Genomic DNA, 20,996 nt, shown 5'->3' on the forward strand with positions numbered 1-20,996 from the left:
GCGCGCTCGGCTATCCTGAAGACCATGCGCGCGTTCCCCGCACCGTTGCGCCGGTCGCCACGCCTGCAGGCGTGGCTGCTGGGCGCCTGCCTGCTGCTGGCCGGCAGCGCCGTGCAGGCGGCCAGCCTGCAGGTGGCGCCGATCCTGGTCGAATTCCAGCCCGACCAGCAGGCGCAGGCGCTGTGGCTCACCAATACCGGCGATGCGCCGCTGCACGCCCAGGTCCGGGTCCAACAGTGGACCCAGGCCGACGGCGCCGAGCAACTGGCGCCGACCCGCGACCTGGTGGCCAGCCCGGCCATCGTGGAGATCGCGCCGGGCCAGAAGCAACTGGTCCGGCTGCTGCGGCTGCTGCGGCTGCAGCCGGCCGCGACCGGCCGCGAGCAGGCCTACCGGGTCCTGGTGGACGAACTCCCCAGGACCGACGGCCCGGCGGGCAGCGGCCTGACCCTGCTGCTGCGCTACTCCATTCCCGCCTTCGTGCTCAAGGCCGGCGCCACGCCGGTCATCGAGCGCGCGGGCCCGGCGCCGCTGGCCGACCTGTCGCAGGTCTCGGCGACGCTGGGCGACGGCGACGGCACCCTGTCCGTCGCCAACGGCGGCGACCAGCGCCTGCGCATCATGCAGCTGGCCTACGTCAATCCCGACGGCAGCCGGATCGTCCTCAACGACGGCCTGGTCGGCTACGTCCTGGCCGGCCAGCGCATGCAGTGGCCGCTGGTCCTGCCCTCCGCGGCGCGACCCGGCGGCAGCCTGCGCGCGGTGTTCAACCATGACGGCCAGGAACAGGCACTCCCGCCCGCACCGTCCGACCGCTGAAGCAAGCACGCCGCTGCGCCTGGCCGCCCTGCTGTGCGCGGCGGCCGGCCTCGGCGCGCCGGCGGCGGCTCCGGCGCACGCGGCAGCCGATCGCGACGTGGCGATCCTGGTGCCGCAGGCGGAAGGCGCGGCCGTGCCGTCCGAGCCTGCGCCCGGCCAGGGCGAGGAACTGTTCCTGGACGTGGTGCTGAACCAGTCGCCGACCGGCCGCATCGCGCGTTTCCTGCGCCGCGGCGACCGCTTCTTCGCCGACGCCGGCACGCTGCGGCAGCTCGGGCTGACTTGGCCGGGACAGGCGCAGGCCACCGGTCCGGTGGCGCTGGACGACATCCCCGGCATCGTCGTCGGTTACGACGCCGCGCTGCAGCGGCTGTCGCTGATCGTGCCGCTGCAGGCCCTGGACCGGCCCGTGACCCGCATCGGCGCCGCGCAGGACGGTGCCCCGGCGATCGATCCCGCGATGCGCGCCAGCGGCCTGCTGCTGAACTACGACCTGTACGGGCAACACCAGGGCGACAGCGACAGCCTGAGCGCGGCGACCGAACTGCGGCTGTTCGGCATCGGCCCCGGCGTGTGGAGCACGGCGATGGTCAGCCGCGCCGTCCGCGCGCCGTCCGGCGACCACAGCGACAACGTGCGGCTGGATTCGAACTGGCGCCTGGACTGGCCGGACCGGATGCTGTCGCTGGTGATCGGCGACAGCACCACCACGGCCCTGGGCTGGACCCGCGCCACCCGCATCGGCGGCGTGCGCCTGGGCACCGACTTCAGCCTGCAGCCCTACCGCATCACCTCGCCGCTGGCCACCCTGGTCGGCGAGGCGGCGCTGCCATCCACCGTCGACCTGTACATCAACGGCATCCGGCAGGCCAGCCAGCCGGTGCCGCCGGGCGTGTTCCAGATCGAAAGCGTGCCCTCGCTCAACGGCGTCGGCCAGGCGCAGCTGGTGGTCACCGACATCAACGGCCAGAGCCGGGTGATCGGCTTCGACCTGTACGGCACGCCGCGCCTGCTGGCCGACGGCCTGTCGGAATGGTCGCTGGAGCTGGGCGCGGTGCGCCGCGACTATGGCCTGCGTTCGTTCGAGTACGCCTCGGCCCCCATGGCCAGCGCCACCGTGCGCCACGGCCTGGGCAGCGCCGTCACCGTCGAAGGCCACGGCGAGGCCGGCGATGGTGTGACGCTGGCCGGCGTCGGCGCCAGCTGGCTGCTCGGCGCGCGCGGCGGCGTGGTCAGCGCGGCGCTGTCGGGCAGCCGTGGCGACGCGGGCAGCGGCCACCAGCACCTGTTGGCGTACCAGTGGAGTTCGCCGCGCTTCAACGCCTACCTCGGCACCACGCGCGGCAGCCGCGACTACCGCGACGTGGCCAGCCTGGAAGGCTCGGCGCTGGCGCGCCGCGTCGACCAGGCCTACCTGGGCACCAGCCTGCCGGCGGGGCAGTTCGGCCTCAGCTACGTCCGCCAGGACCTGCCCGAGGACGCGCCCGGACGCTACGCCACGCTCAGCTGGTCGCGCCAGCTGCCGCGCGGCGGCACGCTCAACCTCAGCCTCAGCCGCAACCTGGACGAGCACGACCGGGACAGCGCCTACCTGTACTGGTCGATGCCGCTGGACCGGAGGCGGATGGTGTCGGCCAGCGTCCGCCACGACCGCGACGGCCACGATCTGACGCTGGAGGCCTCGCAATCGCTTCCGGTCGACGAAGGTGGCTGGGGCTGGCGCGCGCAGGCCACCGCGGGCGAGAACCCGCAGGGCATGGCCCAGGTCAGCCGCCTCGGCCGCGCCGGGCAGTGGACCCTGGGCGCCAGCGGTCGCGGCGGTTCCGGCAACGACCTGCTGGCCTGGGGCAGCGCCCGCGGCAGTGTGCTCTGGACCGGCGGCCACGCCCACGCGCTGCGCAACGTCGACAACGCCTTCGCCCTGGTCTCGACCGACGGCGTCGCCGGCGTGCCGGTGCGGCTGGAGAACCGGCTGATCGGCAGCACCGGCGAGGACGGCCAGCTGCTGGTGACCCCACTGCGCGCGTGGGAGCGCAACAAGTTGTCGATCGACCCGCTGGACCTACCGCCGGACCTGCGCATCGAAGCCACCGAGGTCGAAGCCGTGCCGGCCGGCCGCGTCGGGGTAAAGGCGGTCTTCGGCATGCGTCGCGTGCGCATGCTGCAGTTCAGCGTGCGCGACGCCGCCGGAAAGCCGCTGCCGGCCGGCACCGCCGTGCAATGGCACGAGGGCGGCATCGCCAGCGTCGTCGGCCAGGACGGCGAGGTCTTCCTGCATGACGTGCCCGACGGCGCACGGCTGGACTTCCGCAACGGCGCGCTGCAATGCTCGCTCGTATTGCCCGACGCCGCGCCCGGCGCGGGCGGCTTCACCGATCCGGGAACGCAGACATGCCGATGAGCTTGCGCCATGCCGCCGTGGGCGGTGCTTCGTTCGGCGGCGAGCGCAAGCGCGCCATCTGCCTGACTGTGCTGCTGCTGACGTTGATGGGTGTCTTCTGGCCGGGGAAGGCCATGGCCCAGAGTTGCTGGTCGCCCGGATCGCTTTCACTGTCCTTCGGGACCGTGACGGGCGCGGGCGTGACCGCCAGCTCGTCAGGCCCGTTGGCGACCTGCCAAAGCGGTGCATTCACCACCTATTTCCGCATGTGCTTCTATCTCGGTGCCGGAAACCAGTCCAGCGGCAGCATCAGCCCCCGCAGGATGATCCACCACCCGACGTCCACGCGCATGGACTACTACCTGTATTCCGACGCCGCCCGCACGCAACTGCTGGGGCCGGTCGGCGGCGGATACCCCACCTACACGCTGGACGCGGTGGCGTCCGGCAGCAACACCCAGGTCACTACCCCGCTCACGGTATACGGCCGCGTGCCGTCCGGCCAGACTTTGGCGGCCGGCCACTATCAGGAAGAAAACCAGGAAGGCACGGTGTACTACCGTTATGGCACCTCGGGCTATCCCACCAGTTGCACGACCGGCGGCTCGGGCGGCGGCACCTTCACCACGTCCTCCAGCGGCATCAACGCCAACTACGTCGACACCTGCGCCATCAGCACCGCCACCGACCTCGATTTCGGCAGCGTCACCAGCCTCGCCAGCGCCCGCGACCAGGTCTCCACGATCACCCTGCGCTGCCCCACCGGGACCGCCTGGAAGCTCGGCCTGGACAACGGCGCCCACGCCAGCGGCAGCACCCGCCGCATGACCGACGGCAGCGGCCGCTACATCCACTACGAGCTCTACCGCGACGGCGCCCGCAGCCAGCGCTGGGGCAACACCCCCGGCACCGACAGCAGCGACGGCACCGGCAGCGGCACCTCGCAGACGGCCACGGTCTACGGCCGGGTGCCAGCGCAGGCCGTTTCCGCGGCCGGCAGCTATGCCGACACGGTCACGGTGACCCTGACGTTCTGACCCGTTTGCGCGCAACTGCCTGAAACCGCTATACTTCCGCGGCTCTGCTGGACCCTCATGCCTGCAGGCCGCCCACGCCGGGCGTAGCGATCCCATCGACGCAGGCGAATACACACCCGCTGCAATCACCCGTGCCGGGGTGTCCCGAAGTCCGCCCGGACCGAAGGATCTGGCCACGGAGGCAGCGGGGAGGCCCAACCCCGGAACCACGCGCCCCGCCCCGCGGGCCGCACCGCCCATCCATTGCCGTGGCGGCCGGTTCCCTGTCAGGAGTTACAACAATGCCCCAGATCACCATGCGCCAGATGCTGGAGGCCGGCGTGCATTTCGGCCACCAGACCCGCTACTGGAACCCGAAGATGGCCCCGTACATCTTCGGCGCCCGCGGCAAGATCCACATCATCAACCTCGAGAAGACGGTTCCGCTGTTCAACGACGCGATGAACTTCATCTCGGGCATCGCCCAGAAGCGCGGCATCGTCCTGTTCGTCGGCACCAAGCGCAGCGCGCGCGAGTCGGTGAAGGAAGAGGCCGAGCGCTGCGGCCAGCCGTACATGACCCAGCGCTGGCTGGGCGGCACCCTGACCAACTTCCGCACCGTCAAGCAGTCCGTCTCGCGGCTGAAGGAACTGGAAGCGGCCGAGACCGACGGCACCTTCGACAAGCTGGTCAAGCACGAAGTGCTGGGCCTGCGCCGCGAGCGCGACAAGCTCGAAGCCTCGCTGGGCGGCCTGAAGGACCTCAACCGCCTGCCCGACGCGCTGTTCGTGATCGACATCGGCCACGAGGACATCGCGGTCAAGGAAGCCAAGAAGCTCGGCATCCCGGTGATCGCGGTGGTCGACACCAACTACGACCCGGCGCTGGTCGACTATCCGATCCCGGGCAACGACGACGCGATCCGCGCCGTGCAGCTGTACGCGCGCGCCGCCGCCGACGCCGTGCTGGAAGGCAAGGCCGCCGCGCCGAACGCCGCGACCGTGCGCGAGGAGGAGTTCGGCGAGGCCGACGCCAAGCCCGCGCGCCGCGCACCGGCGAAGAAGGCCGCCAAGGCCGATGCCGAAGCCGCCGCCAAGGCCGACGAGGCACCGGCGGCCGACGCCCCCGCGGCCGAGTAATCGCGCCGCAACGCCGCCGCGGCACCCTGCGCGGCGGCATTCCTCATTGTAGGAGCGCCTTCAGGCGCGACCGTGCCCGGCACGGCATCGCTGCAGCGCCGGTCGCGCCTGAAGGCGCTCCTACATCCTGCATTTCAAATCCGAGGTACCCCGATGGAAATCACCGCTTCCCTGGTCAAGGAACTGCGCGAGCGCACCGGCGCCGGCATGATGGAGTGCAAGAAGGCGCTCACCGAAAGCAACGGCGACATTGACACCGCCGCCGAGGCGCTGCGCAAGTCCGGCCTGGCCAAGGCCGACAAGAAGGCCAGCCGCGTCGCCGCCGAGGGCCGCATCGCCGCGGCGCAGGCCGACGGCAAGGCCGTTCTGGTCGAGATCAATTCCGAGACCGACTTCGTCGCCAAGGACGGCAACTTCGTCGCCTTCACCGAAGCCGTGGCGCAGGCCGCGCTGGGCGCGGACGACGTCGAGGCGCTGAAGGGCGCCAGGCTGGCTTCCGGCGAGACCGTCGAGGAAGCCCGCGCCGCCGTGATCGCCAAGGTCGGCGAGAACGTGCAGGTGCGCCGCCTGGCGCGCATCGACAGCGGCAACCACGTCGCCGCCTACGTGCATGGCGGCAAGATCGGCGTGCTGGTCGAGCTCAAGGGCGGCGACGCCGACCTCGCCCGCGGCCTGGCGATGCACGTCGCCGCGATGAACCCGCCGCACAACAAGCAGTCCGACGTCCCGGCCGACTTCATCGCCAAGGAAAAGGAAATCGAACTGGCGAAGATGAGCGAGAAGGACAAGTCCAAGCCGGCCGAGATCCTGGAGAAGATCATCGGCGGCAAGATCGCCAAGATCGTCAACGAGGTCAGCCTCTACGGCCAGCCCTACGTGCTCGACACCGACAAGACCGTCGAGGCCGTGCTCAAGGCCGCCGGCGCCGAAGTCGTCGGCTTCCAGCGCCTGGCCGTCGGCGAAGGCATCGAGAAGGTGGTCGAAGACTACGCCGCCGAAGTGATGAAGCAGGCCGGCTTGGCATGACTTGATCCATTGCTTCAAGAACAACCAAAAAAGCCGCGGATATCCGCGGCTTTTTTGTGGCCCGATCCAGATCGCTTCCTGGAACGCCTTCGCACCCGGCAGGCCGGCCGTCGACCCCCGAGATTGTGATCATCATCACGATGTGCTAAGTAGCCTCAAGGGGCTGCGGATCATCACATCGAACGGGGAATCGAACATGGACGCGCGTGCGAAGTCATGGCTGCTTGCGGCCGTTGTACTGATCGCGGGAATGTCGCTTTGGCTGCTGTCCGGAAGCGAGCCGGTTCCGGAAGATGCCGTTTCACAGGTTCCTCCTCCGGCGCAAGCCGATGTCACCCGGCTGCAGCACCAGTACGGCCAGCTGCCGCTGACCTTCGAGGCCAACCGGGGACAATCCGCGGAGGAGGTGAAGTTCCTGTCGCGCGGCCCCGGGTACACGCTCTTCCTGACCCCGACGGAAGCCGTCTTCGCCCTGAGCCCGCCGCGTGGCGAACCCGATCCGGACCCGGCGGCATCCTCGGTGCTGGAGCAGCAATCCACCTCCCGCGAATCCGATGCCCGGCTCGGCATCGTGCGCATGTCGCTCGTCGGGGCCAACCCCAATCCGGCCATCGAAGGCGCCGACCGGCAGGAAGGCAAGAGCAACTACTTCTTCGGCAACGATCCCTCCAAATGGATCCGCAACGTCGCCCACTATGGCAAGGTTCGCTACAGCGGGGTCTACCCCGGCATCGACCTGGAGTACTACGGCAATCCGCAGCAGCTCGAATACGATTTCATCGTCGCGCCGGGCATCGATCCCGCGCAGATCGTAGTGCAGATGGATGCACATGGAGAGATGGCCCTCGATGCGGAAGGCAACTTGCTGATCGACACCGGGCGAGGCCTCCTCAAGCAATACAAGCCCGTGATCTACCAAGCCATGGAACACGGCCGCTCCCTGGTCGAGGGTGGCTACAAGATCCTTTCGAGTAACCGTATCGGGCTGGGAATCGGAAGTTTCGATCCAACGCTACCCCTCGTGATCGATCCCGTCGTCGAGTACAGCACCTTCCTGGGCGGAAGCGGCTGGGATACTGTTAACGACGGAATCACAATAAACCACGAAGGCGATGTCTACATTGCCGGCGGCACAACATCTCCTGACTTTCCGGGTGCCGTCCCGTACCCTGGCACGCCAACCCCAGTCACGGGCGGGGCTTATCAAGCCTTTATTGCAATTGTAAGCGCCGACGGAAGCAGGCTGAGAAGGGCCACATACTTTGGCGGTGATGCAGGGGCGCACGCAGATGACATTGCACTGGACAAGACCGGGAACATCCTGGTCTCCGGATCAACTGCATCAACGGACTTCCCCGTCGTTTCGGCCATACAGGCCGCGAATGGAGGGGGGGCAAACGACGCGTTCGTGGTCAAGTTCGGACCAGGGCTGGACGTGATCCACTACAGCACCTATCTCGGAGGCAGCGGCGCGGAGCGCGGAATAGACATCCACACTGATCTACAGGGGGCAGTCTACGTCTCCGGCATGACGACTTCCGCGGACTTTCCGGTCACCGCCGGCGCGTTCCAGACAACCATGGGCGGGCAGCAAGATCTATACGTCATCAAGATCGACCCAACCGGCAGCGAGGTCGTTTACAGCACCTTCTTCGGCGGGAGCGCCAATGAAGTTACAGGAAGGCTAGCTGTCGACGCTGCGGGCAGCGCGCACATCGCGGGCACCACCTATTCAGCGGACATGCCCGTACACAACGCTGTCCAGCCAGCCCTGCGCGGCTCATTGGATGCACTCGTGGCGAAGCTGTCGCCGAACGGAGACAGCCTCGTATTCAGCACCTATCTCGGCGGCGCCACCGGAAACTTCAAGACTGCAAGTCACCTCATGATCGATTCAGGGGGCGCCGTCTACGTCACGGGATCGACCAATTCGATTGACTTCCCAATCGTCGGCGGCTTGCAGGCCAACTATGCCGGTGGGGGTACCGATGCCTATCTGGCAATACTCCCGCCCTTCGGCCAATCGATCTCGTACTCCACCTACCTCGGGGGATCTGGCACCGACCAGTCGTTCGGCATTGGCATCGATGGCGAGTGCCGCATCCATATCGTAGGCAACACCTCTTCCAGCGATTTCCCGATCAGCGCCGATGCTGCCCAACCCACGCGGGCAGGAAACGCAGATGGGTTCGTCGTGCAGTTTTCCCCCGACCTGATGTCCCTGCAGTACAGCACTTACATCGGAGGAAGTGCCTCTGACTCCGTCACGGGAATGACGCTGGATCGCCTGGGGAACGTCGTGGCTGTCGGCCAGACCCGCTCACCCGACTTTCCAACGCATGCGCCACTGCAGCAGGAGATCGCCGCCGTTGACTCCATGGACGCGTTCCTTCTCAAGCTTTCTTCCCGGTCACTGGCGACGGGCGAAATCGTGACCGACGCCTGCAATTTCTCGTCTAGGAGCATTGCCCAGAACGATCCTTCGCAAGGCAATGTCTGGCGTTCGCTTGCGCAATCTTTCGTCGCAACGAATGCCCGCATGACATTCGGATTCCGCCTCAAGGACACCGGCGCGGACTTGCCGAACAGCGGCTCGGAGATCATCTACAGGCTCTACAGTGGCGAAAGCACGCAGACCCAGCCGCTTGCGACCAGAACTCTCAGGACACCCGCGGTACTCACAGCAGGACCAAGATCGATCGATGGCGATCTCGGTTTCGTTGAAGCCGATTTCTCAGCGGTTGCGCTGACCGTCGGCCAGAAATACACGATGGAAATCACAGTGCCTGAATCGTCCATGCCCGGACCAGGTAACGCGCACGGCATCGGCGTCTGGACAAGCTTGGTGGATCCCTATCCGGATGGAAGATTCTTCTTCCCTACCGGCTACAACAACGATTACTTCATCCACGAGGACAAGGCGTTCCGGATGGCCGCCAAGGACAAGCATCACGCTTACCATGACTTCAACGGCGACGGCCGCTCGGACCTGTTCTGGCGCAACGCAAACACGCGCGTCAATTCGCTCTGGCGATCCGCCAACATAGCCACGCAACAATCAGTCACTACCGTCACCAACTCCGCGTGGATGCCCGCCGGTGCAGGCGACTTCAACGGCGACGGTACCTCCGATGTCCTCTGGCGCAATACCGCCACCGGCGCGAACGCCATCTGGCTTTCCGCCAATTCCGCCACCCAACAGGCGGTGACCGGCGTCACCAACCTCCAATGGACCGTCGCCGGCACCGGCGACTTCAACCGCGACGGCCACTCCGACATCCTCTGGCGCAATACCGCCACCGGCGCGAACGCCATCTGGCTGTCCGGCACCTATGCCTTTTCACGCCCCATCGCCGCCGTCACCAACCTGCAATGGGCCGTCGCCGGCATCGGCGACTTCAACGGCGACGGCGAATCGGATGTCCTCTGGCGCAATACCGCCACCGGCGCGAACGCGATCTGGCTCTCCGGCATCCACGCCACCCAGCAGGCCATCACCGGCGTCACCAACCTCCAGTGGACCGTCGCCGGCATCGGCGACTTCAACGGCGACGGCCGATCCGACATCCTCTGGCACAACGCCGCCACGCGGGTCAGCAGCATCTGGCTGTCCGGCAGCTACGCCACGCAACAGGCCGTTGCGACGGTCAGCAGCAGCCAGTGGACCATCGCGGCTATTGGCGACTACGACGGCGACGGCCGCTCCGACATCCTCTGGCGAAACACTGCGTCGGGACAGAACGTCGTCTGGCGCGCCGCCAACCATGCCCTTCCGCAGGCCGTCGCGACGGTGAATCCCGCATCGGGCTGGCAGGTCGTGCGCTTCCAGCCATGACACTGGTCGGGCAAACCGCAGCCTGCGCCGTCGTTGACCGGCTCTGCGGCAGCGGGCCAATTCATCTCACGCTTCGGCTAGAATCTCCGCGTTTGCCCGCCCGGAGCCCCCCATGTCGCCACTCGCCTATCGCCGCGTCCTGCTGAAACTGTCCGGCGAGGCGCTGATGGGCGAGGAGGACTACGGCATCGACCCGAAGGTGCTGGGCCGGCTGGCGCGCGAGGTGATCGAGGCACAGCAGGCCGGCGCCGAGGTCGGCGTGGTGATCGGCGGCGGCAACATCTTCCGCGGCGCGGGACTCGCGGCCGGCGGCATGGACCGGGTGACCGGCGACCAGATGGGCATGCTGGCCACGGTGATCAACGCGCTGGCGATGCAGGACGCGCTGGAGAAGCTCGGCGGCAAGGTGCGGGTGATGAGCGCGATCAAGATCAACGACGTCTGCGAGGACTACATCCGCCGGCGCGCGATCCGCCACCTGGAGAAGGGCCGGATCGCGATCTTCGCCGCCGGCACCGGCAATCCCTTCTTCACCACCGATTCGGGCGCGGCGCTGCGTGCGATCGAGATCGGCGCCGACCTGCTGCTCAAGGCGACCAAGGTCGACGGGGTGTACGACAAGGACCCGAAGAAGCACGCCGATGCGGTGCGCTTCGACAGCCTGAGCTACGACGAGGTCATTTCGCGCGACCTGCAGGTGATGGACACCGCCGCGTTCGCGCTGTGCCGCGACAGCGACCTGCCGCTGCGCATCTTCGACATGGGCCAGCCGGGCGTGCTGCTGCGCATCCTCAAGGGCGAGCCGATCGGGACGCTGGTGCGCGGGCGAGGCTGAACCACGTCCGCGTTTGGGGGGAAACCGGGCTCAGAGTCGGCTCCCCCCCCCCGGATACGCCTTCCCGATCGCGTGCATCCGCCGGGAAAGTCGACTCTGACCCCTCGCCGCTCCGCCTATAATCCCACGGCTAAGCCCAAAGGACCCCGGAGCCGGCGATGCTCAACGAGATCAAGAAAGACGCCCAGACCCGCATGGCCAAGAGCATCGAGTCTCTGCGCCACAGCCTGGTGAAGGTGCGCACCGGCCGCGCCTCGACCGGCCTGGTCGACTCCATCAAGGTCAGCGCCTACGGCAGCGACGTGCCGCTGTCGCAGGTGGCCGCGGTGTCGGTGTCCGACGCCCGCTCGCTGGTCATCCAGCCCTGGGACAAGGCCATGGTGGGCGCGGTGGAGAAGGCGATCCTCGCCTCCGACCTCGGCCTGACCCCGAACACCGCCGGCACCACGATCCGCCTCAACCTGCCCGCGCTGACCGAGGAGCGCCGCCGCGACCTGACCAAGGTCGTGCACGCCGAGGGCGAGGACGCCAAGGTCGCGATCCGCAACATCCGCCGCGACGCCAACCAGCAGGTCAAGGAGCTGCTGAAGGACAAGTCGATCACCGAGGACGACGTGCGCCGCAGCGAGGACGAGATCCAGAAGATCACCGACAAGGCGATCAAGGACGTCGACGACGTGGTCAAGGGCAAGGAACAGGAACTGATGGCGGTCTGAGGGGCCGTGATTGGTGATTCGTGAATTCGTGATTGGTCAGAAGCCAAAGCCCGACCGAGGCCACCCCGTTGACTGAGACTCCGGATTCGCGGGACCCCGCTCTCTCGAATCACCAATCACCCATCACCGATCACCGCGACATGCCCAGGCATGTCGCGATCATCATGGACGGCAACGGCCGCTGGGCCGCCCGCCGCCGCCGCCCGCGCGCGATCGGCCATCGCGCCGGCGCGCGCGCGGTGAACGTCTGCATCGACTTCTGCCTCGAACAGGGCATCGAGGCGCTGACGCTGTTCGCCTTCTCCAGCGAGAACTGGGGCCGGCCCGAGGACGAGGTCGGCGCGTTGATGAAGCTGTTCCTGGCCGCGCTCGACCGCGAGGTGGAGGAACTGCACCGCCGCGGCGTGCGCGTGCGCTTCATCGGCGAGCGCGGGCGCTTCCCGGCCGACATCCGCGCGCGCATGCAGGCGGCCGAGGCGCTGACCGCCGGCAACACGCGGCTGGCGCTGTCGATCGCGGCCAGCTACGGCGGCCGCCAGGACATCGCGGCGGCCGCCCGCGCGCTGGCCGAGGACGTCGCCGCAGGCCGCCTGCGCCCGGAGCAGATCGACGAGGCCGCGGTCGGCGCGCGCGTCGCGCTGGCCGAGCTGCCGGCGCCGGACCTGTTCATCCGCACCGGCGGCGACTACCGGATCAGCAATTTCCTGCTGTGGCAGCTGGCCTATACCGAACTCTGGTTCACCGAAACCCTGTGGCCCGAGCTCGACGCGGCGACGCTGCACGAGGCGATCCGCGCCTTCGGCGCGCGCGAACGGCGCTTCGGCCTGACCGGCGAACAGGTCCGCGCGCCCTCCACCGCCATCGGGAGCCCACCGCCTTGAGCAAATCCCCGACCCGCACCCGCGTGCTCACGGCGCTGCTGATGGCGCCGGCGGCGATCGCCGGCGTGCTGCTGCTGCCGACGCCCTGGCTGGTTGCGCTGGCGGCGATCGTGTTCCTGGCCGCGCTGTGGGAGTGGTTCCGGCTCTCGGAGATCGACGACACCCTGCAGCGCACCCTGCTGCTGCTGGCCAACCTGCTGCTGATGGCGGCGCTGGTCTGGGCCTCGCCCACCGACAGCGGCGGCTCGCTGGTGCTGTTCAAGCTGGTCGCCATGATCGGCGTGATCTGGTGGCTGCTGGCGGTGCTGTGGCTGCGCCGCTACGGCTTCGCCTCCGACCACGACACCCACGCGCGCGTGTTCAAGCTCGCCGCGGGCACGCTCGCGGTGGTGCCGGCCTGGTGCGCGCTGGCGGTGCTCCACGCCGGCGACCCGGCGCCCACCGCCTGGCCGCTGGTCGCGCAGGGCCACGTCTGGCTGCTGGTCGCGCTGATGATCGTCTGGGCCACCGACACCGGCGCCTACTTCGCCGGCCGCCACTTCGGCGGCAAGTGGTTCGGCGGCCGGAAGATGGCGCCGCGGATCAGCCCCAACAAGACCATCGAGGGCCTGCTGGGCGGCATCGCGCTGGGCGTGGCGGTGGCGCTGGCGATGGCGCCGCTGGCCGGCGCGACCGTCGCGCAGCTGCCGCTGGTGGCGCTGGCGGCGCTGGCGACGGTGCTGGCCTCGGTGGTCGGCGACCTGTTCGAGAGCCTGCTCAAGCGCCACGTCGGCGCCAAGGACTCGGGCACGCTGATCCCGGGCCACGGCGGCGTGCTCGACCGGCTCGACAGCGTGCTCGCCGCCCTGCCCGTGTTCGCGGTCGCGAAGATCTGGCTGGGGTTCTGATGCGCAGCATCGCAGTCCTCGGCGCCACCGGCTCGATCGGGACCTCGGCGCTCGACGTCATCGCCCGCCACCCCGACGCGCTGCGCGCCGGCGTGCTCGCCGCGGGCGGCAACGTCGAGGCGCTGCTGGCGCTGTGCGCGACGCACCAGCCCGACCACGCGGTGATCGGCGACATGGCCTGCCTGCCGCGCCTGCAGTCGGGCCTGCGCAGCGCCGGGCTCGCCACCCAGGCGCATGCCGGGGCCGAAGCACTGTGCGCGCTGGTCGCGGGCGAGGCCTGCGACACCGTGGTCGCGGCCATCGTCGGCGCGGCCGGGCTCGATTCCACCCTGGCGGCCGCGCGCGCCGGCAAGCGGCTGCTGCTGGCGAACAAGGAATCGCTGGTGCTGGCCGGCGAACTGCTGATCCGCGCCGCGCGCGAAGCCGGCGCCACGATCGTGCCGATCGACAGCGAGCACAACGCGATCTTCCAGTGCCTGCACGGGCGCGAGGCCGGCGCCGACGTGCGCCGCATCACCCTGACCGCCTCCGGCGGCCCCTTCCGCGGCCGCAGTCGCGCGCAGCTGGCGGACGTGACCCCGGCCGAAGCCGTCGCCCACCCGAAATGGTCGATGGGGCCGAAGATCTCGGTCGATTCGGCGACGCTGATGAACAAGGGCCTGGAGCTGATCGAGGCCCACCACCTGTTCGGCCTGGCGGACGCGCGCCTGGACGTGCTGGTGCACCCGCAGAGCCTGGTGCACTCGCTGGTCGAGTTCGTCGACGGCTCCACCCTGGCCCAGCTCGGCCTGCCGGACATGCGCACCTCGCTGGCGGTGGGGCTGGGCTGGCCGCAGCGGATCCCCTCGGGGGTCGGCGCGCTGGACCTCGCCGCCCACGGCCGGCTCGATTTCGAGCCGCCGGACCTCGACACCTTCCCCTGCCTGCGCCTGGCCCGCGAGGCCCTGCGCGCCGGCGGCACCGCGCCGGCGATGCTGAACGCGGCCAACGAAACCGCGGTTTCAGCCTTTCTTCAGGGCCGGATCGGTTTCCTGTCCATCGCCGCGCTGGTGGAAGACACCCTCGCGGCGCTCCAGGTCGAACCGGCGCAGTCGCTGGCGGCGCTCGGCGAAGCCGACGCCCGCGCACGGCGCCATGCAGAACACGCCATCACCACGGGTGCCCTCCAGTGAGCCGCTGCCATGACTGAGTTCCTCGGCTCCGCCTGGTGGCTGATCGTCAGCCTCGGCATCCTCGTCACCATCCACGAGTTCGGCCACTTCTGGGTCGCGCGCCGCTGCGGGGTGCGGGTGCTGCGCTTTTCGATCGGTTTCGGCGGCGCGCTGTGGAAGCGCTTGGCCCGGGACGGGACCGAGTACCGCATCGCCGCGATCCCGCTCGGCGGCTACGTGAAGATGCTCGACGAGCGCGAGGCCGACGTGCCCGCCGCCGAGCTGGCGCAGGCCTTCAACCGCCAGAACGTGTGGAAGCGCATCGCCATCGTCGCCGCCGGCCCGGGTGCGAACCTGCTGCTGTGCTTCGCGCTGCTGTGGGCGATGTTCGTGATCGGCCGCCCGGACTACGCCCCGGCGCTGGGGTCGACCACCGGCATCGCCGCCGACTCCGGCCTGCGCGCGGGCGACGAGGTGCTGGCGGTCGGCGAGCGCGCGACGCCGACCTGGATGGAGCTGCAGATGGCGCTGCTGCCGGCCGCACTCGACCGCGCCGACGTGCCCCTGCGGGTGCTCGACGCGCAGGGCCATGAGCGCCGGCTGGACCTGCGCCTGTCGGCCCTGCCGGAGGACTTCGACCAGCGCCAGGTCATCCGCAGCATCGGCCTGGTGCCCCGCCATTTCACGATTCCCGCGGACGTCGGGCGGGTCGTGCCCGACGGCGCGGCCTGGGGCACGCTGGCCGAGGGCGACCGGATCACCGCGATCGACGGCCGCCGGGTCGAGCGCTTCGAGGACATCGGCCCGCTGGTGCAGGCGCTGGGCGAGCGCGGCGGCGACGCCATGGTCGAGGTCACCCGCGACGGCGACCGGCTCGCCTTCCCGCTGCAGCCGCGCGCGATCACCGACGCGCAGGGCCAGCCGCGCTGGGTGCTGGGCATCGAGGCCCCGCGCAGCCTCGAACTGCCGCCCAAGGACGCCCTGCAGCGCTACGGCCCGGTCGCGGCGGTCCCGGCCGCGGCCCGCGAGGTCGGCCACCTCACCGGCCAGCTCGTGGGCATGATCCAGCGCGCCTTCGCCGGCCGGCTGGCGCTGGAGAACACCGTCGCCGGCCCGCTGACCATCGCCCGCGCCACCAATGCCTACGCCAGCCAGGGCGTGGCCTGGTACCTGACCATCCTCGCCCTGCTGTCGCTGAGCATCGCCATCCTCAACCTGCTGCCGATCCCGCTCTTGGACGGGGGACACCTGTTGTATTACCTTATCGAGTTGGTCAAAGGCAGTCCGTTAAGCGAACGTGCGATGGCCGCCGGGCAGTATGTGGGCCTGGTGCTGTTGGCTAGCTTGATGGGCCTGGCGTTCTACAACGACATCCTGCAGCTGGTGCGCTGATGCCCTGCCCTCCGACCGCCACTGCGCCAGCAGTGGAGCTCTTCCCCAATCCGGATCGATCGATGACGCGTACCCCTGCCCGCCGCCTGCTCGCACTCGCCCTCGCGACCGCCATCGCACCCGCCTGGGCGCAGCAGGTCGATCCGCAGGCCGCGTTCGCGGTGCCGCAACCCGCCGCCGCGCCGCAGATCGTCCCGGGCGCGGGCAGCTTCACCGTCAGCGACATCCGCGTCGACGGCCTGCAGCGCATCGGCGCCGGCACGGTGTTCACCTACCTGCCGATCGAGCGCGGCGACACCATCAACCAGACCCGCATCGGCGAGGCGGTGCGCGCGCTGTACCGCACCGGCTTCTTCGAGGACATCCAGGTCGGCCGCCAGGGCGACATCCTCGTGGTCACGGTCCGCGAGCGTCCGGCGATCAACAAGCTGACCCTGACCGGCAACAAGGACATCAAGACCGAGGACCTGACCAAGGGCCTGGCCGACATCGGCCTGTCCGAGGGCGAGACCTTCGACCGCCTCGCGCTAGACCGCGTCACCCAGGAACTGACCCGCCAGTACAACAACCGCGGCAAGTACAACGTCCAGATCAATCCCACCGTCTCGCCGCTCGACCGCAACCGCGTCGACGTCACCATCGACGTCAAGGAAGGCAAGGCGGCCAAGATCCGCCACATCAACCTGATCGGCAACGAGACCTTCGAGCAGGAAGACCTGATCGACAGCTGGGAATCGGGCGAGAGCAACTGGCTCAGCTGGTACCGCCGCGACGACCAGTACTCGAAGGAGAAGCTCTCGGGCGACCTGGAGAAGCTGCACAACTACTACCTCGACCGCGGCTACGTCGACTTCAGCATCGACTCCACCCAGGTCTCGATCAGCCCCGACAAGCGCGACATGTACCTGTCCGCCGGCATGACCGAGGGCGAGGTCTACAAGATCTCGTCGGTCGAGGTCACCGGCGACACGGTGCTACCGAAGGAGGACGTCGAGCGGCTGGTGCTGGTGCGGGAAGGCCAGGTGTTCTCGCGCGCGCTGCTCGAGGTGACCTCGGACGCGATCACCGCGACGCTCGGCAACATCGGCTACGCCTTCGCCCAGGTCAACCCGATCCCGGAGGTGAACCGCGAGGACCGCACCGTCGGCATCAAACTGCAGGTCGTGCCCGGCCCGCGCGTGAACGTGCGCCGGATCGTGTTCAGGGGCAATACCCGCACCTCCGATGAGGTGATGCGCCGCGAGATGCGCCAGTTCGAGGGCGCGTGGTACTCGCAGGCCGCGGTCGACCGCTCCAAGGTGCGCCTACAGCGGCTGGGCTACTTCGAGTCGGGCAGCGTCAACGTCGAGACCCAGCCGGTGCCGGGCAGCAACGACGAGGTCGACGTCGTCTTCAGCGTGACCGAGACCACCTCGGGCAGCTTCGTGTTCGGCCTGGGCTATTCGCAGCTGGCCGGCCTGACCACGTCGGTCCAGCTGTCGCAGAACAACTTCCTGGGCAGCGGCAACCGCGTGTCGGTCGAGGCGCAGCGCAACGTCTACCTGCAGCGCTATTCGTTCTCGTTCATGAACCCCTACTTCACCGACGAGGGCATGTCGCTCGGCTACAACCTGTGGTGGCGCGAGTTCGACAACTCCGAGTTCAACACCGCGCAGTACTCCTCCACCAATGCCGCGATGCAGGTGATCCTCGGCCTGCCGATCACCGAGTCGGACACGGTCTCGGCGATGTTCGGCATCGACCGCAACCAGATCTTCGCCTGGCGCGGCTCGTCGCCGGAATCGATCGTCGACTACATCGACGCGATCGGCTCGCGCACCTTCCACGCCTGGCGCTCGGAGTTCGCGTGGGCGCGCGATTCGCGCAACGACTACCTGCAGCCCACGCGCGGCACCCTGCAGCGCGTGTCGCTGGAAACCACCCTGCCCGGCTCGACCGTCGAGTACTACAAGCTCAACTACGAGTTCTCCAAGTACTGGCCGATCAACCGCGCGCTGATCCTCAACACCCGCTTCGAGATCGGCTACGGCGACAGCTACGGCGACGACACCTACCGCATGTTCTGCCGCTCGCTCGGCGGCCAGCCGCTGCCGCCGCCCGGCAGCGCCGCGCCCGACCCCGCCGACGTCCCCGGCAGCGACGGCTGCGCCGACGGCACCGTCTACGACAAGACCCTGGTCGCGACCGGCCTGCCGTTCTTCGAGAACTTCTACGCCGGCGGCGCGCGCTCGGTCCGCGGCTTCCGCGACAACACGCTGGGCCCGCGCGAATCGGCCTACAACAGCAGCTACCTGCAGCCGATCGGCGGCTCGCTCAAGACCGTCGGCTCGCTGGAGATGTTCTTCCCGCAGCTGATCAAGTCGCCGGCCGCGCGCGTGTCCGCGTTCGTCGACTTCGGCAACGTCTTCCGCAACGTCGACGCGTTCGAAAGCAGCGAACTGCGCGCTTCCGCGGGCATCGCGCTGATGTGGCGCGCGCCGGTGGGGCCGATCTCGATCAGCTACGCCTATCCGCTCCGCAGCCAGGACGCGCTGCACGACTCGAATGGCGCGCTGATCCGCCAGGGCGACGAGCTCGAGCGCCTGCAGTTCACCTTCGGCGGCGCGTTCTGACGCCGCGCCCGGGCCGATGCCGCGCAGTGGCTTCCAGGTCTCCGCGGGGGAACTCGCCGAACGTTTCGGCCTTGCGCTGCGCGGCGACGCGACGCGCCTGATCGACGGCGTCGGCACCCTCGCCGGCGCCGGCCCGACCCAGCTGTCGTTCCTGGCCAACCCGAAGTACCGCGGCCAGCTGGCCGCTTCGCGCGCCGGGCTGGTGGTGATGCGCGCCGCCGACGCCGATGGCCACGACGGCGACGCGCTGGTCGCCAGCGATCCCTACGTCGCCTATGCGCGGATCGCGGCGCTGTTCGAGCCGGTCGAGGCGCCGGAGGCCGGCATCCATCCCACCGCGGTCGTGCATCCCGACGCCCGCGTCGAACAGGGCGCGGCCATCGGCCCGCACGCCAGCATCGGCGCGCGCAGCCGGATCGCCGCGGGCGCCAGCATCGGACCGGGCTGCGCGATCGGCGAGGACTGCGAGATCGGCGCCGGCAGCACCCTGGTGGCGCGGGTCACCCTGGTCAGGCGGGTGACGCTCGGCCAGCGCGTGCTGGTGCACCCGGGCGCGGTGCTGGGCGCCGACGGCTTCGGCATCGCGCTCGACCGCAGCGGCGGCGGCGAACCGCACTGGATCAAGGTGCCCCAGCTCGGCGGCGTGCGCGTCGGCGACGACTGCGAGATCGGCGCCAACACCACCATCGACCGCGGCGCCCTGGAGGACACCGTCCTCGAGCACGACGTCCGCCTCGACAACCAGATCCAGGTGGCCCACAACGTGCGCATCGGCGCGCATACCGCCATGGCCGGCTGCGTGGCCGTGGCCGGCAGCACCACCATCGGGCGATACTGCATGATCGGCGGCGCGGCGGGCATCGCCGGGCACCTGGAGATCTGCGACCGGGTGGTCGTCACCGCGATGACCCTCGTGACCCACTCGATCCGGGAACCCGGGGAGTATTCTTCCGGGACGCCGCTGATGGACAGCCGGAGCTGGCGCAGGAACGCGGTCCGCTTCAAGCAGCTCGACGCACTGGCAAGGCGGGTGGGAACGCCTTCGAAGGGAGAAGAATGAACCAGCCGGTTTCGCTACCGATCGACATCAACGGCATCCACGAGCTGTTGCCGCACCGCTTCCCGTTCCTGCTGATCGACCGCGTGGTCGAGGCCGAGCCGGGCAAGCGCGTGCTCTGCTACAAGAACGTGAGCGGCAACGAGCACTTCTTCCAGGGCCACTTCCCGGCGCAGCCGGTGATGCCCGGGGTGCTGGTGATCGAGGCGCTGGCGCAGGCCGGCGGCGTGCTGAGCCAGCTGACCCACGGCGGCGGGCTCGAGGGCCGCCTGTCGTACCTGGTCAAGGTCGACAACGCGAAGTTCTCGCGCATGGTGGTGCCGGGCGACCGGCTCGACCTCGAGGTCGAGCTCAAGCGCGAGATCCGCAACATGACCCTGTACGCCGGGGTCGCGCACGTGGACGGCCAGCAGGTCGCCTGCGCGGAGATCCTCTGCGCCGAGGTGCGCGCCTGACATGGCGGCCGCCGGCATCCATCCCGCCGCAGTCGTCGATCCGGCGGCCCGGATCGGCGAGGGGGTGTCGGTGGGCGCGTTCACCTTCATCGGCCCCGGGGTCGAGATCGGCGACGGCACCGCGATCGGCCCGCACTGCAGCGTGCACGGGCCGACCCGCATCGGCCGCGACAACCGCATCCTCGGCCACGCCGCGATCGGCGGCGAGCCGCAGGACAAGAAGTACCGCGGCGAGCGCGTCGAGCTGGTGATCGGCGACCGCAACCTGATCCGCGAATTCGTGACCCTCAACCGCGGCACCGGCGACGGCGGCGGCGTCACCCGCATCGGCCACGACAACTGGTTCCTCGCCTACACCCACGTCGCGCACGACTGCGTCGTCGGCGACCACTGCGTGTTCTCCAACAACGCCTCCCTCGCCGGCCACGTCACCGTCGGCGACCACGTGATCCTCAGCGGCTTCGCCGGCGTGCACCAGTTCTGCCGCATCGGCGCGCACGCCTTCATCGGCATGGGCGCCTTCGTCAACGGCGACGTGCCGCCGTTCCTGATGGTGGCGCAGGACAAGTACGCGCGCCCGCGCGGCATCAACGCCGAAGGCCTGAAGCGGCGCGGCTTCGACGCCGGCCGCATCGCCGCGATCCGCCGCGCCTACCGCGCGCTGTACATGGGCGACGCCAAGCTGGACGAGGCCAGGGCCGAGCTGGAGGAAATCGCCGGCGCCGGCAGCGACGACGTGCGCGCGATGCTGGACTTCATCGGGAGCGGCGAGCGGCCGCTGTTGCGGTGAAGCCG

Annotated in this window: 17 protein-coding genes; 16 read left to right on the plus strand and 1 reads right to left on the minus strand. The window is 69.2% G+C overall.

The genetic code is table 11. The features are described 5' to 3' along the window. Positions 1–24 precede the first annotated feature (24 nt). Complete coding sequence (locus FQY83_RS10710) at positions 25–819, plus strand: fimbrial biogenesis chaperone (protein ID WP_146387827.1); 795 nt, start codon at positions 25–27, stop codon at positions 817–819. After that, positions 773–3,220, plus strand: a complete 2,448-nt coding sequence (locus FQY83_RS10715) for a fimbria/pilus outer membrane usher protein (protein WP_146387829.1) — start codon at positions 773–775, stop codon at positions 3,218–3,220. Before FQY83_RS10710 ends, FQY83_RS10715 begins: the two co-directional genes overlap by 47 nt. Here the strand turns inward: FQY83_RS10715 and FQY83_RS17690 are convergent. Then, complete coding sequence (locus tag FQY83_RS17690; RefSeq protein ID WP_192906701.1) at positions 3,189–3,452, minus strand: hypothetical protein; 264 nt, start codon at positions 3,450–3,452, stop codon at positions 3,189–3,191. The genes FQY83_RS10715 and FQY83_RS17690 overlap by 32 nt on opposite strands. Here FQY83_RS17690 and FQY83_RS10720 point away from each other — a divergent pair. The 14 genes from FQY83_RS10720 to lpxA all read left to right on the plus strand — a co-directional run bounded on the left by FQY83_RS10720 (position 3,334) and on the right by lpxA (position 20,991). Next, on the plus strand, positions 3,334–4,236 hold the full coding sequence (locus FQY83_RS10720; RefSeq protein WP_158636483.1) for a Csu type fimbrial protein: 903 nt from the start codon (positions 3,334–3,336) through the stop codon (positions 4,234–4,236). The two genes, FQY83_RS17690 and FQY83_RS10720, sit on opposite strands and share 119 nt — an antisense overlap. A 281-nt stretch (positions 4,237–4,517) precedes the next feature. Then, positions 4,518–5,354: a 30S ribosomal protein S2 gene (gene rpsB, locus FQY83_RS10725; protein ID WP_146387833.1), complete on the plus strand. Its 837-nt coding sequence runs from the start codon at positions 4,518–4,520 to the stop codon at positions 5,352–5,354. 153 nt (positions 5,355–5,507) lie between these two features. Continuing rightward, positions 5,508–6,380, plus strand: coding sequence for a translation elongation factor Ts (gene tsf / locus FQY83_RS10730; RefSeq protein ID WP_146387835.1), 873 nt, complete (start codon positions 5,508–5,510; stop codon positions 6,378–6,380). 1 nt (position 6,381) lies between these two features. Beyond that, entirely contained in the window at positions 6,382–10,215 is a 3,834-nt protein-coding gene (locus FQY83_RS10735; RefSeq protein ID WP_146387837.1) for a DUF7948 domain-containing protein, read from the plus strand. A gap of 112 nt (positions 10,216–10,327) precedes the next feature. Further along, positions 10,328–11,050 (plus strand): UMP kinase, encoded by a 723-nt coding sequence (gene pyrH, locus FQY83_RS10740; protein WP_146387839.1) that lies wholly within the window; start codon positions 10,328–10,330, stop codon positions 11,048–11,050. A gap of 158 nt (positions 11,051–11,208) precedes the next feature. After that, entirely contained in the window at positions 11,209–11,766 is a 558-nt protein-coding gene (frr, locus tag FQY83_RS10745) for a ribosome recycling factor (protein ID WP_146387841.1), read from the plus strand. A 140-nt stretch (positions 11,767–11,906) separates the two neighbouring features. Then, complete coding sequence (gene uppS / locus FQY83_RS10750) at positions 11,907–12,647, plus strand: polyprenyl diphosphate synthase (RefSeq protein WP_146387843.1); 741 nt, start codon at positions 11,907–11,909, stop codon at positions 12,645–12,647. Further along, positions 12,644–13,534, plus strand: coding sequence for a phosphatidate cytidylyltransferase (locus tag FQY83_RS10755; RefSeq protein ID WP_272952457.1), 891 nt, complete (start codon positions 12,644–12,646; stop codon positions 13,532–13,534). The genes uppS and FQY83_RS10755 overlap by 4 nt, the downstream gene beginning before the upstream one ends. Next, positions 13,519–14,706, plus strand: coding sequence for a 1-deoxy-D-xylulose-5-phosphate reductoisomerase (locus FQY83_RS10760; protein WP_192906697.1), 1,188 nt, complete (start codon positions 13,519–13,521; stop codon positions 14,704–14,706). Before FQY83_RS10755 ends, FQY83_RS10760 begins: the two co-directional genes overlap by 16 nt. A 9-nt stretch (positions 14,707–14,715) precedes the next feature. Then, on the plus strand, positions 14,716–16,077 hold the full coding sequence (gene rseP, locus FQY83_RS10765; protein WP_146387847.1) for an RIP metalloprotease RseP: 1,362 nt from the start codon (positions 14,716–14,718) through the stop codon (positions 16,075–16,077). A 161-nt stretch (positions 16,078–16,238) separates the two neighbouring features. Beyond that, complete coding sequence (gene bamA / locus FQY83_RS10770) at positions 16,239–18,689, plus strand: outer membrane protein assembly factor BamA (RefSeq protein WP_425478645.1); 2,451 nt, start codon at positions 16,239–16,241, stop codon at positions 18,687–18,689. A 16-nt stretch (positions 18,690–18,705) separates the two neighbouring features. Further along, a complete protein-coding gene (lpxD, locus tag FQY83_RS10775; RefSeq protein WP_146387851.1) occupies positions 18,706–19,749 on the plus strand; it encodes a UDP-3-O-(3-hydroxymyristoyl)glucosamine N-acyltransferase in 1,044 nt (347 codons plus the stop codon). Next, on the plus strand, positions 19,746–20,201 hold the full coding sequence (gene fabZ, locus FQY83_RS10780; RefSeq protein WP_146387854.1) for a 3-hydroxyacyl-ACP dehydratase FabZ: 456 nt from the start codon (positions 19,746–19,748) through the stop codon (positions 20,199–20,201). The genes lpxD and fabZ overlap by 4 nt, the downstream gene beginning before the upstream one ends. Before the next feature lies 1 nt (position 20,202). Next, positions 20,203–20,991 (plus strand): acyl-ACP--UDP-N-acetylglucosamine O-acyltransferase, encoded by a 789-nt coding sequence (lpxA, locus tag FQY83_RS10785; protein ID WP_146387856.1) that lies wholly within the window; start codon positions 20,203–20,205, stop codon positions 20,989–20,991. Positions 20,992–20,996: the final 5 nt, after the last annotated feature.

Source organism: Luteimonas marina, from assembly GCF_007859325.1.
Lineage (GTDB): Bacteria > Pseudomonadota > Gammaproteobacteria > Xanthomonadales > Xanthomonadaceae > Luteimonas > Luteimonas marina.

Excerpts from the sequence above, each read along its gene's own strand:
- FQY83_RS10710 (WP_146387827.1), top strand. The coding sequence starts at position 25 with ATGCGCGCGTTCCCCGCACCGTTGCGCCGGTCGCCACGCCTGCAGGCG.
- FQY83_RS10715 (WP_146387829.1), top strand. The coding sequence starts at position 773 with ATGACGGCCAGGAACAGGCACTCCCGCCCGCACCGTCCGACCGCTGAA.
- FQY83_RS10720 (WP_158636483.1), top strand. The coding sequence starts at position 3,334 with ATGGCCCAGAGTTGCTGGTCGCCCGGATCGCTTTCACTGTCCTTCGGG.
- rpsB (WP_146387833.1), top strand. The coding sequence starts at position 4,518 with ATGCCCCAGATCACCATGCGCCAGATGCTGGAGGCCGGCGTGCATTTC.
- tsf (WP_146387835.1), top strand. The coding sequence starts at position 5,508 with ATGGAAATCACCGCTTCCCTGGTCAAGGAACTGCGCGAGCGCACCGGC.
- pyrH (WP_146387839.1), top strand. The coding sequence starts at position 10,328 with ATGTCGCCACTCGCCTATCGCCGCGTCCTGCTGAAACTGTCCGGCGAG.
- frr (WP_146387841.1), top strand. The coding sequence starts at position 11,209 with ATGCTCAACGAGATCAAGAAAGACGCCCAGACCCGCATGGCCAAGAGC.
- uppS (WP_146387843.1), top strand. The coding sequence starts at position 11,907 with ATGCCCAGGCATGTCGCGATCATCATGGACGGCAACGGCCGCTGGGCC.
- rseP (WP_146387847.1), top strand. The coding sequence starts at position 14,716 with ATGACTGAGTTCCTCGGCTCCGCCTGGTGGCTGATCGTCAGCCTCGGC.
- lpxD (WP_146387851.1), top strand. The coding sequence starts at position 18,706 with ATGCCGCGCAGTGGCTTCCAGGTCTCCGCGGGGGAACTCGCCGAACGT.
- fabZ (WP_146387854.1), top strand. The coding sequence starts at position 19,746 with ATGAACCAGCCGGTTTCGCTACCGATCGACATCAACGGCATCCACGAG.
- lpxA (WP_146387856.1), top strand. The coding sequence starts at position 20,203 with ATGGCGGCCGCCGGCATCCATCCCGCCGCAGTCGTCGATCCGGCGGCC.